10 protein-coding genes are annotated in these 12,374 nt (G+C 73.4%); 6 read left to right on the forward strand and 4 right to left on the reverse strand.

The features are described from left to right. Both C1I98_RS25325 and C1I98_RS25330 read right to left on the reverse strand, forming a co-directional pair. On the reverse strand, positions 1-378 hold a 378-nt coding region (locus tag C1I98_RS25325), incomplete at its 3' end, for a DoxX family protein (protein ID WP_158558176.1). A 69-nt stretch (positions 379-447) separates the two neighbouring features. Beyond that, entirely contained in the window at positions 448-2,022 is a 1,575-nt protein-coding gene (locus tag C1I98_RS25330) for an MFS transporter (RefSeq protein WP_111169931.1), read from the reverse strand. Positions 2,023-2,248: 226 nt separating this feature from the next. Here C1I98_RS25330 and C1I98_RS25335 point away from each other — a divergent pair, with 226 nt between their 5' ends. From C1I98_RS25335 to C1I98_RS25345, 3 genes are all read left to right on the forward strand, one after another. Further along, a complete protein-coding gene (locus C1I98_RS25335; RefSeq protein WP_111169932.1) occupies positions 2,249-4,087 on the forward strand; it encodes a tetratricopeptide repeat protein in 1,839 nt (612 codons plus the stop codon). 181 nt (positions 4,088-4,268) lie between these two features. Next, the gene (locus tag C1I98_RS25340; RefSeq protein ID WP_111169933.1) at positions 4,269-6,614 is read left to right on the forward strand and encodes an AAA family ATPase; all 2,346 of its coding nucleotides are present in this window, start codon (positions 4,269-4,271) and stop codon (positions 6,612-6,614) included. Positions 6,615-6,958: 344 nt separating this feature from the next. Continuing rightward, positions 6,959-8,677 carry an ABC transporter family substrate-binding protein gene (locus C1I98_RS25345; protein ID WP_233508167.1) on the forward strand — a complete coding sequence of 573 codons (1,719 nt, stop codon included), beginning with the start codon at positions 6,959-6,961 and terminating at the stop codon, positions 8,675-8,677. Between the two features lie 43 nt (positions 8,678-8,720). Here the strand turns inward: C1I98_RS25345 and C1I98_RS25350 are convergent, their stop codons facing one another. Both C1I98_RS25350 and C1I98_RS25355 read right to left on the reverse strand, forming a co-directional pair. After that, entirely contained in the window at positions 8,721-9,056 is a 336-nt protein-coding gene (locus C1I98_RS25350; protein ID WP_158558177.1) for an antibiotic biosynthesis monooxygenase family protein, read from the reverse strand. Positions 9,057-9,090: 34 nt separating this feature from the next. Then, positions 9,091-9,819: an SDR family NAD(P)-dependent oxidoreductase gene (locus C1I98_RS25355; protein WP_111169936.1), complete on the reverse strand. Its 729-nt coding sequence runs from the start codon at positions 9,817-9,819 to the stop codon at positions 9,091-9,093. A 221-nt stretch (positions 9,820-10,040) separates the two neighbouring features. On the opposite strand from C1I98_RS25355, the gene C1I98_RS25360 reads away from it, so the two are divergent. The 3 genes from C1I98_RS25360 (at position 10,041) to C1I98_RS25370 (ending at position 12,190) form a co-directional block, all read left to right on the forward strand. Then, positions 10,041-10,388 carry an antibiotic biosynthesis monooxygenase family protein gene (locus tag C1I98_RS25360; RefSeq protein ID WP_111169937.1) on the forward strand — a complete coding sequence of 116 codons (348 nt, stop codon included), beginning with the start codon at positions 10,041-10,043 and terminating at the stop codon, positions 10,386-10,388. A gap of 175 nt (positions 10,389-10,563) precedes the next feature. Continuing rightward, complete coding sequence (locus C1I98_RS25365; protein ID WP_146607619.1) at positions 10,564-11,439, forward strand: sensor histidine kinase; 876 nt, start codon at positions 10,564-10,566, stop codon at positions 11,437-11,439. Continuing rightward, a complete protein-coding gene (locus C1I98_RS25370) occupies positions 11,408-12,190 on the forward strand; it encodes a response regulator (RefSeq protein WP_111169939.1) in 783 nt (260 codons plus the stop codon). Before C1I98_RS25365 ends, C1I98_RS25370 begins: the two co-directional genes overlap by 32 nt. The last annotated feature ends 184 nt before the right edge of the window (positions 12,191-12,374 follow it).

Raw genomic sequence — 12,374 nt, forward strand, 5'->3', positions numbered from 1 at the left:
GATCATCGCACTGGGCGCGGCCCCGCCCACCGCCAGCAGGATCGAGGCCGCGCCCAGTGCGATGATCAGATCGACGTCGCCGGTCAGCGGCAGGCTCTGGTCGCCGCTCGCGATCACGAAGACGGCCAGCGCCTCGGCGAACAGCAGCAGCCCGCACGGCCCCACCACGAGGCCCGCGACCAGCAGCGCCCCGCCGATCAGCTCGGTCAGCATGGTCACCGCCGCCCAAACCTGCGGGGCCGGGGCCTGGAGGGTGGCGAACTGCGCCGCCGTCTGGGTCAGCCCGGCCTCCAGCTTGTGCCAGCCGGTGGCGAAGAAGATGCCGCCCACGCCCAGCCTGGCGGCGAGCGAGGCGAGGTCGTGGAGAGTACGGCGCACGTCACTCATCATTCCCCGCCCTGTCGTGGTTGCCCATAGCCGACTGCCCTCCTGGGGGGTGGTCGAACATCATGAAGGGTCGTCGTCCGGCGGCCTGCGGGGCGCGAGGACGGCGGCGGCCAGCGCGGTGGCGGCGAGCAGGGCGATGCTGACCCCGATCGCCGAGTGCAGCGCCCCGACGAACGCCTCCCGGGCGGCCCGCAGCAGGGCGCGGCCGGCCGTACCGCCGATCTGCTCGGCGACGTGGGCGGCGGCCGCCAGCGACTGGCGGGCCTGGGCGGTGGCCGCCCCGGACACGCCCGCGAGGCCGGGCACGGCCGGCGCGTAGACGACGGTGGTGATCGTGCCGAGCACCGCGATGCCGAGCCCCGCGCCCAGCTCGTAGGCGGTCTCCTCGATCGCCGCCGCGCCGCCCGCGCGGGACTCCGGGGCCGCGGCCATGATCGTGTCGGAGGCCGCCAGCAGCGCCACCTGCACGCCGAAGCCGATGCCGGCGAAGCACAGCGTCAGCAGTACCGGGTGGCTCTCGGTGCCCCACCACAGGGTCGGCGCGAGGGACAGCGCGGTGAGCGCCAGCCCGCCGCCCATGGTCGCCCGCAGCCCGCAGCGGCGCAGCAGGCGGGCGGCGGAGAGGCCGCCCGCGACGGCGGCGACCATCAGCGGCAGCATCCGCACGGCGGCGGCCAAGGGGCTGTCGCCCAGCACCAACTGGAGGTACTGGGCGAGCATCAGCTCCAGGCCGACCAGCGCGAAGACGGCCAACAGCACGGTCGCCACGCCGGTGGAGAATCCCCTGCGGGCGAACAGTTCCACGTCGAGCAGCGGGTGGGCCAGCCGCCGCTGCCTGCGTACGAACACGGCCAGCAGGCCCGCCCCGGCGGCGAAGATCGCCAGTGCGGGACCGACGCCGAGCACCTGCCCCGAGCCCGTCTCCTTCAGCCCGAAGGCCAGCGCAAGGATGCCGAGCACGGAGAGCGCGGCGCTGAGGGCGTCCCAGCGGTGGCGGGCGGCGCCCGCGCCCGCGGACTCGGGCAGTAGGCGGGCCGCGGCGGGCAGCAGTACCAGCAGGATCGGTACGTTGATCAGGAAGACCGCGCCCCACCAGGCGTGCTCCACCAGCACGCCGCCGATCAGCGGGCCGACCGCCGCCCCGCCCGCCGCGACCGCGCTCCACACGCCGAGGGCGAACGCCCGCTCCCTGCGGTCGGTGAACACCTCACGGATGATGGACAGCGTGGCGGGCATGATCATCGCGCCGCCCACGCCGAGCAGCGCCCTGGCGACGATCAGCGCGGCCGGCGAGCCCGCCGCCGCCGCGCCCGCCGAGGCGATCCCGAACACCGCGTACCCGGCCAGGACGAGCCTGCGCCTGCCGTACCGGTCGCCGAGGGTGCCGAAGGTGATCAGCAGCGGCGCGACCACCAGGGAGTAGACGTCGATGATCCAGAGAAGTTCGACCGCGGTGGGTTCGAGGTCGGCGGTGAGCGCCGGGACCGCGATGTGCAGGACCGTGGCGTCCACCGCGATCAGCAGCAGGCTGAAGCACAGCAGCGCGAGCACCGCCCACCGGCTCACCCGGCGGCGGCGCATGCCGCTCCCGGCCCGCTGAACCTGGGAGTCGGCGACCATCCCGAACGTGATCATGGCCGCTCAGGGGGACCCGGCCCGCACGAACATGCGTGGCAGCTTAGGCCATCGCACCCCGCCCGGGGCGGGCATCACCGGATGCGTCAGGCGGTATACGGATCGGCTACACCTAACCCCACAGATGCGGACAAGGTGCGATCGAAGAGTGAGTACCTCTCTAGAGAGATACAGCCATGTGTCGGAGACCTAGGCAAACGGTGATCTCCCACGGACCATTGCGGTCGTGGACAGGGACCGCGAGGCGACGGCCCGGCCGCCCCGACCGGGGCCTGTCGCGGCATGGGTCCCCCGCAATCCCGACAATCCGCGTGAGTGGTGCGTTTCGGCGGTCGCGCGGCTGAACGCGGGGGAGCCGGAGCCGGCGCTGGAGGCGGCCCGCCAGGCGCTGGGCCGCGATCAGCGCCTGGAGTGGGCGCATCGCGTCGAGAGTCTGGCGCTGGAACGCCTCGGGCACGACCAGGAGGCCGTGGAGTCGGCCGAGCGGGCCGTACTGCTGGCGCCGGGATCGTGGCCCGCCCGGCTGCGCCTGGCATCGGCCCTGCGCCGGATTCCCGGACGCCGGCGCGAGGCGTGGAACCAGGCGGCCAAGGCGCTGTGGTTCGCCCCCGAGGAGCCCGACGTACGCGTGCTCGCCGGGGACCTCGCCCTGCTCAGGGGGGAGCACGGGCGGGCCGCCGCCGCGTACCGGGCGGCGCTGCGCGAGGCCCCCGGCCATCCGGCGGCGCGGATCAACCTCGGGCTGACACTGCTGCGCTGGGAACGCCCGCGCGGTCACCACGACGACGACTGGCCCGTCGATCCCCGGGAGACCGGCCGGGCGCGGCGGGCGCTGGAGGTGTGGTCCAGGCAGGTCCGCGCGCTGCTCGCTTCGGCCCTGGCGGCGGTGGCTGCGGTCGCGGCACTGACCGGTCTGCGCGCTGAGGCCCGGACCGGCGGGCTGCTGGTGCTCGTGATCGTCGCGGCGCTCACCCTGCGGCAGGCCCGCAAAATTCGGATTTGGGGATATGTGCCGGGGATGCTCGGGCGCGACCTGTGGTTCGGCGTGGCGGTGGGCGTGACGCCGCTGGTGATGGTCGCCTACGCGGTCGCCGTCGCCACGCTGCCCGGCGGGGGTTTCGGCGTGGCGTGGGCGGGGTCGGCCGGGCTGGTGCTCGGCAACGCGCCCGCCCTGGCGATGGTCCGCGTACTGGCCGAGGGATGGCGGGGCAGGCCCGTGCGCGCGCTCGCGGAGTTCGCCGCCGCGCTGCCCGAGCGCACGGCCAGGCGCGACGCCGCCGTGGCGATCTGGATACTGACGGTCCGCGCCTGGTCGGTCACCCTGGCGCTGGCCGGGGTGGCGGCGGGCGCCGGCCGGCCGTACGCCGGGCTCGGCGCGCTCGTGGTGCCGCTCGCGCTGGCGCGGATCAGGCGGTCCGCCGGACTGGCCGGCCGTACGCGGACCGTCCTCGCCGCCGACCGTTCCCTCGGCGCGGCCCTGGCCCTGCTCCTCGTGGCCTGCCTGGGCCTGTCGGCCGCGGTCCTGCCCGGCCCGGCCGCGGTGTGGGGATGGCGCACCGGGCTGGCCGCGCTGCTCGCCATGGCGCTGGTGTTCGCGCTGCGCGCGGTACGGGCCTGGTGGCGCGGCTCCCCGGGCCCGTGGCGGCCCTCCCTGGTCATGTGCGAGGGCTGCGGGACGTGGCCCCCCGCCGACGTCCGTCCCGGCGTCGGCCTGAGCCAGGAGGTACGGCGTGCGTTCACCTCCTCCCGCGGCGTGGTCCTCGCCTACGCCGACGCGAGCGGCCCCCGCGCCCTGGCCGTCGGAGCCGTGGCCTCGGTCGGCCCCGCGGGCGAACTCCGCCTGATCGCCGCCGACGAGGCGTGGCAGGCCGCCGAGCGCGACCCCAAGGTGGCGGTCTTCGTGGCCGATCCGATGGAACGCAGGTTCTGGGCCGAGGTGCGCGGGATAGCCCTTGGGGACCCCGAGGCCGAGGTGCTGCGGGTGACGCCGAAGGAAGTCGTCATCGGCGAATACCCGGGCCGCCATCAGGGAAGGCACCATGGTGACCGGCCGGGCCGCGCCTGACCGGCACCAGGCATTCCTCCGAGCGATTCACCAGGCGAGCCCGTGAGACGACGGGCCGGGCCGAACACCCGCGTGCGGCCGGCCCCGGAACACGCGGCGCGCCACGGCGAAACGCCGGGTGGCGCAGGCGCCCAAATGTCGCTCCCGTGCGGTATAACCGGGGGCGGACCGGGGAGGCGTGATGCGGGATTCCGGCAGGGCCCGGCCGACGGGGCGTGCAGCGGCCAGGGGTCTGTTCGAGCAGATCCGAGTTCGCTATTTCCAGATATCACCGGCCGTCCGGCGGGCGGGTTACGTCGTCGCGGCCATCGCCTCCGTCGGGGTCGCCATCGCGCTCGGCTGGCAGCTCGACAAGGCCCTCCTGCTCACCCTCGTCGTGCTCGGCTTCCTCGCGCTCACCCTGCGCTTTCCCCGGGCGGCGGCCACGGCCCTGGTCGTGGCGGGCTGGGCGATGCTGCTGCCGGTCTTCCAGAGCATGTTCGGCAGCCAGTCCTTCGCCCCCGTGGTGCTCATGCTGCTCGGCGGCGTCGTGGCCGGCATCGCCCACCTGATCCGCTGGGTCCCGCCGTGGGCCACCACACTGGCCGCGCTGGTGGTGGCGGGCCTGCTGGCCGGGGCCCTGTTCCTGGCCTCCCCGGTCGTCGCGCTGTGGGGGGCCTGGGCCGGGGCCGCCGTGGTGCTGGCCTACCGGTTCGCCGCCGCCCGCAGGGTCCGGGCCGCGCTCACCGCGGGCGAGGCCAAGCCGGTCCAGGCCCGCGCCCGCGACGGCGCTCCGCAGCAGGGCGCGGCCTCCGCCGAGGCCGCCGCGCCCCCGCCGATCTCGGTGGAAGACGCGCTGGGCGAGCTGGAGCGCATGATCGGGCTGTTGCCGGTCAAGGAGCAGGTGCGCTCGATCGCGGCGTCCATCGAGGCGTCCAGGCTGCGGGCCGAGGCGGGCTACACCACCGAACGGCCGATGCGGCACTTCGTCTTCGCCGGGCCGCCGGGCACCGGCAAGACCAGCGTGGCCCGCACGCTCGCCAAGATCTTCTACGCGTTCGGGCTGCTGGAGACGCCCTATGTGGTGGAGGCGCAGCGGGCCGACCTGGTGGGCGAATACCTGGGCGCGACCGCGATCAAGACCAACGAGCTGATCGACCGGGCGCTCGGCGGGGTGCTGTTCATCGACGAGGCGTACAGCCTGATGAACACCGGCGACGGCCAGGCCGACAGGTTCGGTTCCGAGGCCGTGCAGACCCTGCTCAAGCGGGCCGAGGACGACCGCGACCGGCTGATCATCATCCTGGCCGGTTACGAGAAGGAGATGACCGCCTTCCTGTCGTCCAACCCCGGGCTGTCCTCCAGGTTCGCCACCAGGGTCAAGTTCCCCAGCTACAGCGCCGAGGAACTGCTCGGCATCACCGAGGAGTTGCAGCGCGGCAGGGGCGACCGCCTCGCCGCCGACGCGCGTCCGGTGCTGGCCGGGCTGCTGTCCGACGTCGATCGCCGCGGCCTGGTGGACGAGCTGGGCAACGCCAGGTTCGCCCGCAGCCTCGTGGAGGCCGCCGCGCAGGCGCGCGATGTGCGGGTGGTGGGCGCGGGCGGCGCGCCGAGCGCCAACGACCTGGTGGTCACCGCGATTCCCGACGTGACCAAGGCGTTCGACGAGCTGACCGCGAGGTTCCGCGGTTTCGCGGCGATTCCCACGCTGGAGGAGGCGCTCGCCGACCTCGACCGGATGGCCGGGCTCGACCCGGTCAAGCGGCAGGTACACGCCATCGCCGCGCAGCTCCGGGTGGCCAGGATGCGCCAGGAGCAGGGCCTGCCCACCCCGCCGCAGATGCGGCACTTCGTCTTCGCCGGTCCGCCGGGCACCGGCAAGACCACGGTGGCGCGCATCCTGGGCCGCATCTTCGCCGCGCTCGGGCTGCTGGCCCGGCCCGACGTCGTGGAGGCGCAGCGCGCCGACCTGGTGGGCCAGCATCTGGGCGCGACCGCGATCAAGACCAACGAGCTGGTCGACCGGGCGCTCGGCGGGGTGCTGTTCATCGACGAGGCGTACAGCCTGATCAACTCCGGCTACTCCGGCGGCGACGCCTTCGGCGCGGAGGCCGTGCAGACGCTGCTCAAGCGGGCCGAGGACGACCGCGACCGGCTGGTGATCGTGCTGGCCGGTTACGCCAGGGAGATGGACGCCTTCCTGTCCACCAACCCCGGCTTGGCCAGCCGGTTCAACCAGCGCGTCGGCTTCCCCTCCTACGCGCCGAACGAGCTGGCCGAGATCGCCGAGCTGCTGGCCGAGCAGGCCGGCGACCGGTTCGACGAGGCGGCCGGGCGCGACCTCACCGAGGTCTTCACCTGGGTCTGCGGCGAGGGCCTGATCGACAACCTCGGCAACGGCCGGTTCGCCCGGTCGTTGTTCGAGCGGGCTGCCATGCGCCGCGATGTCCGGCTGGCCGCCCGTGGCGAAACCGCGAGCGCGGCCGATCTCACCACCATCACCAGCGACGATGTGCGGGCCGCAGTGGACGAGCTGGCCGATCGCTGACCTTGGTAGTGGCCGGTTCGGCCGGTCGCTGGTGGTATGGCGGGTGCGGTTGGTCTCGTCACCGTCATCAGTGACGGTGTGCGGGCGGTGGTGGTCGAGCCGGCCGATCGCTGATTCCGTGCCTGATCGGCGATCTCGGTAATGGAGTGGGCGGCGGTGCGTCGCGATGTTCGGCCGGCTGATCGCCGACTCTGCGAGGGCGCGGCGGAAACGATCGCCGTGCGTCCAGTTGTGATTACACTCTGTAGTGCAGCGGTGTGATCGTGATCGGGGGCGAACGGCGGTTTCCGCCGCGCGGTCACACGTGTGTGACTCTGGAGGGGATTGTGGGAAAAATCCGGCACTTGCGGTCGGGATGTGCCGTCATGCTCGTCGGCGGCGCGCTGGCCGGGGCTGCGGGCTGCGGCTCCGGTGGGGAGCCGGCGGACCAGGCAGTGCCCACGGTTGGCAGGCCGTCCGACATCAACCCGGTCCCGCGCGAGCAGGTCGCCGACGGCGGCGCGCTGCGCTGGGGGATCGACGACTTCCCCCTCCAATGGAACCGCAACCACGTGGACGGCAACCTGCCCGAGGTCGAGCTGGTCACCGACGCCCTGATGCCGGCGCCGTTCCGCTCCGACGAGCGGGCCGTGGTCACCCCCGACCCCGACTACGTGACCGATGCCGCGCTCACCTCGACCCGCCCGCGGCAGGTGGTGACCCTGACCCTCAACCCGAAGGCGCGCTGGTCCGACGGCACCCCGATCACCTGGGCCGACTACGAGGCCCAGTGGAAGGCGCTGGACGGCAGGGGCGACGGCCGCCGGGTCGCGTCCACGACCGGCTACCGGGACATCAAGAGCGTCGCCAAGGGCCGCGACGACCACCAGGTGGTGATCACCTTCGCCCGGCCGTTCGCCGACTGGCGCTCGCTGTTCACCCCGCTCTACCCCAAGGGCACCAACGCCGACCCCAAGGCGTTCGACCGGTCCTGGCTGAACGCGCTGCCGGTGACCGCGGGGCCGTTCAAGTTCGGCGCCTTCGACCCGGCGGCCCGTACGGTGACCATCGTCCGCGACCCCGCGTGGTGGGGCCCGCCCGCCAAGCTCGACCGGATCGTCTTCCGCGCCATGCCGGTCGGCGCGCTGCCCGGCGCGTTCGCAGCCGGCGAGCTGGACATCGCCGATGTCGGCGCGTCCGCCCCCGCCTACAGCAAGGCCAAGAACGCCCCGGACGCGCGGGTACGCCAGGCGGCCGGGCCCGACTTCCGGCACTTCACCTTCAACGGCGAAAGCCCGATCCTGTCCGACCCGGCCGTGCGCAGGGCCGTCGCGATGGGCATCGACCGCGCGGCCATCGCCCGATCCGACCTGGCCGGCCTGGACTGGCCCGGCCAGGTGCTGGACAACCACTTCTTCATGCCCAGCCAGCGGGGCTACCGCTCCAACGCGGGCGAGATCGGCCGGCACGACCCGGCCGCGGCGCGGCGGCTGCTGGAGGAGGCGGGCTGGCGCCTGCCCGCCCAGGCGGGCGGCCCGGCCCTGGCCGCCCCCAAGGTCAGGCAGAAGAACGGCAGGCCGCTCCGGCTCACCTTCCTGATCCCGGCGGGTCTCCAGCTCGGCCGGTCGGAGGGCGAGCTGGCGCAGGCCATGCTCAAGGAGATCGGCATCGAACTCGTGCTGCGCGAGGTCCCCGGCGAAGACTTCTTCGCCAAGTATGTGATCCCCGGCGACTACGACATCGCGCCCTTCTCCTACATCGGCACGCCGTACCCGCTGTCCAGCTCGCAAGGGCTCTACTCCGACGGGGTGCGCGCCCCCGGCGGACGCAAGCACTGGAACGCCAACCTGGGCCGCATCGGCGGCGCCGCCATCGACGCGGCCATCCGCAAGGCGAGCCGGGAGCTCGATCCGGCCGAGGCCCGCGCGCTCGTCAACCGGGCCGACGCGCTCATCTGGCGGCAGGTCAACGTCCTGCCGCTCTACCAGCGCCCACAGAACGTCGCGGTGCGGTCCGGCCTGGCCAACGCGGGCGCGCGCGGCTTCCACGACCTGCGGTACGCCGACATCGGCTTCACCAGGTAGCGAGAGCCGGGGGTGTCGCCGATGACCGGCCACCCCCGGGCGCTCACGCCGTGCGGGCCCTGGCCGCCGGGCCGCCCTCCGATGCCGAGGCGATCTCGATCATCTCGACCGGGCGCTGGGGGTCGTAGTAGGCGCGCAGCGGCGCGGTCGCGGGCCGGTGCCCGGGGCTGCGCTCCCAACGCTCGAACTCCTCGCGGCTCGCCCACTCGCTGGTCACGGCGAACGCCCCCGGGTCGCCCGGGTAGCACCACAGCTCGGTCGAGAGCAGCCCGGGCGTGCCCGCGATGGTGTCGGCGATGGCGTGGTAGCCGGAGGTCACCGTGGCCTCCGCCCCGGGTGGCACGCGGTACCAGAGCAGGACGCGGATACGGCCGGTCACCAAACGACCTCCTCAAGCCTGCGCCGCAGCACGATCACGTGCCTCCGTCAACATCGATGGTAGCGCCCGTCACGTAGCCGGCCAGGTCGCTGGCGAGGAACGCGACCACGTTGGCGACCTCCTCCGCCTGCCCGAGACGGCCCAGGCTGATGATCGACTTGTAGTGCTCGGCCCGGGCGGCCGGGATGTCGATGGTCTGGATGACCCCCGGCTGCACCACGTTGATCCGGATGCCCTTGGGGCCGAGCTCCTTGCTCAGCGTGCGCGACAATCCCAGCAGGCCCGACTTGGAGGCGGTGTAGTGGGCCCGCTGCGGCAGCCCCACCATGGCGACCCGTGAGCCGATCAGGATGATCGAGCCGCCCGCCGGCAGCAGCGGCAGCGTCTCGTGGACCACCGAGAAGGCGCCGGTGAGGTTGGTCTCCACGATCCGCCGCCATTCCTCGTGGGACAGGTCGGCGAACGGCACGTGCGAGACCGCGCCGGCGTTGTTGACCACCACGTCGAGCCCGCCGAGCCGGGCCCGGCACTCGGCGGCCAGGTGGGCGACCCGCTCGTGGTCGCTCACGTCGGCCTGGATCACATGGTGGTTGCCGCCGGTCAGCCGGAGGTCCCGCCGTACCGCCTCGACAGCCTCCGACTCCTGCCGGTAGCAGGTCACGACGTCGGCGCCCGCCCCGGCGAGGGTCAGCGCGACGGCGCGGCCGATGCCCCGGGTCCCCCCGGTCACCAGGGCGCGTTTGCCGTCCAGTTTCAACTCCATGGGTCTCCTCCCGCGATCGTCCGATCCACGGTCATTGCCTATCAGCGCTGTCTACCTCCGCAGGGCCAGCGTCTCCACCACGCGACGGAGGGGGCGACCGGTACGGCGGCGGGAAGACGGCGGCCGATTCCGGCGGAACTCTGGCAGGGACGGCTCATGAGATTCGGCAACCACGGATCACGATCCCCAGCGGATCATTGGGCGGATCATTAGGAGGACGGATGATGGACACCGGGCCCCATCCAGGGCCGCCGGTACGGGCGGTGCTCGTCTTCACCGTCCGGCCGGGCGACACCGCGGAGTTCGAGCGGGCCTGGGCGGACGTGGCCGACTGGGCCGGCCGGTGGTCCGGCTGCGTCCGTCAGACGCTGTGCCGGACCGACGCGGCCGAGCCGACCTACGTGATCACGTCGGACTGGGTGGACCGGGCGGCGTTCCGGGCGTTCGAGAGGAGTGAGGAACAGGACACCGTCACCGCCGAACTGCGGCGGCTGCGTCGTACGGCGCGTATGGAGCTGCACACGATGATCGCCGAACGCAGCGCCTCCGGCCCCGTCCACGTCGCCTGACCGGGCCCGCGGCCGGCGCCCGCACCGCGCCGGCCGTCTTTTCCGGCGCGTCCGCGCAATCGGGAGGCGAGTGGACCTTACGCGCTCTTTACTCTTCGCATACGGTCAGCAACAATGAGTTAGTGTACGTCGTCGGCGTGCACGACTCGTGCTGAACGGGAGCCAGGGTGCCGTGATGGGAAGAGAGTGTTTCGGCGCCGCCGCCCTTGGGGCGCTGCTCGTGGTCGGCGCATCCCTCGTGCTGCGCGCACTCGGGCGCGCCGCCGAGCAGCCGGGCGGCGACCCGCCCGGCGCGCGCGAGCCCGCCACGGAAGCCGGCGCTGCGGCGGGCACGGCGGTTGCCGAGGTGTTCCGTGAGCGCCGCCGCATCGCCAGGGAGCTGCACGACACGGTCGGCCACGGGCTGCTGATGATCGCGATGCAGGCCCGCAGGCTGCCGTCCGTCGCGCCGCAGGCGCGTCCGGTGGCCGAGTCGATCGACGACACGGTCCGCGTCGTGCTCGCCGACATGCGGCGTACGGTGGGCGTGCTGCGCGGTGACCGCGCGGAGGCCGCGCCCGACCGCGCCGACCCGCTGTCGGCCCGGGTGGCCTCGGTGGTCTCCCAGGTGCCGCACGACGAGCCGGGCGGCCCGGTCGAGCTGGCCATCTCCGGCGCCGAGCGCAGGCTGCCCGAGCCGGTGGAGGCCATCGCCCTGCGCGTGGTCAGAGAAGGGCTCACCAACGCGCTCAAGCACGGCGACGGCTCGACGGTCCGGGTGCGGCTCGGGTTCGGCGGCGACCGGCTGTCGGTGAGCGTGCGCAACGGCTGCGGGCGGCCTGCCGGATACGTGCCGCGCGCGGCGGGCGGCCACGGGCTGGCCGGGCTGCGGGAGAGCGTGATCACCGAGGGCGGCGGGTTCGTCTGCGGCCCGCTCACCTCCGGCGGCTTCGTGGTGCAGGCCTGGCTGCCGGCCGAGGAGCACGCCCTGCGGCAGGCGCGCGGGCGCGCCAGACGATCCACAGAGACGGGGGAAGCTCATGAGATGTGTCCGTCTGCTCATTGTCGATGACCAGCCGCTGGTCCGCAGCGGGCTGCAGGCGACGTTCGAGGGGGTGGGCGATCTGTCGGTGGTCGGCGAGGCGGCCAACGGCGTGGAGGCGATCAGGCAGGTCCGCGCGCTGCGCCCCGACGTCGTGCTGATGGACATCAACATGCCCCGCATGGGCGGCCTGGAGGCCACGCGGGAGATCTTCACCGCGCACGGCGGCCCGCCCGCCGCGGGCGGCGGGGCGGTCACCCGCGTCCTGATCCTCACGATGTACGACCAGGACGAAAACCTCTATGACGCGCTGCGGGCCGGGGCGAGCGGTTTCGTGCTCAAGGACACCCCGACGGAGCAGCTCGTCGGCGCGGTCCGCACGGTGGCCTCCGGCGAGGCGCTGCTGTCGCCGTCGGTCACCCGGCGGCTGATCGAGGAGTTCGCCCGCAGGCCGGTGCTGTCGGCCTCGGCGGTGCCCGAGCTGATCGGGCTGACCGACCGGGAGGTCGACGTCTTCCGGCTGCTGGTGCGCGGCTATCGCAACGAGGACATGGCCCGCATGCTGCTGCTGGGCGAGAGCACGGTCAAGTCGCACGTGCAGCACCTCTACCAGAAGCTCGGCGTACGCGACCGCGTGCAGGTCGTCATTTACGCCTATGAGCGCGGCCTCATCCAGCCGGGCCAGGGCTGGGACTCCCTCGATCAGACGATCGTATCCACCGGAAAGGGGAGACGGGAGTTCATGTCATCGGCGGGCGACAGGGCGGACGGGGCTGCCTAGCGTGGCCTGTTACCAGAGCGGTGTTCTGGCCGGTGTCCTGACCGGAGTCACCACTAGCCACGACTGGAGACAACCGTGACCGACCGGACCCTCATCGTCGATCGCTGGGAGCCCGATCCCGAGTCCGCACCTCCGCACGCCCCGGCGTCCGGGCTCGCGCCGCTGCCCGTGCCCCCGCCCGCAC

The organism is Spongiactinospora gelatinilytica, from assembly GCF_003236385.1.
GTDB classification, from domain to species: Bacteria; Actinomycetota; Actinomycetes; order Streptosporangiales; family Streptosporangiaceae; genus Spongiactinospora; species Spongiactinospora gelatinilytica.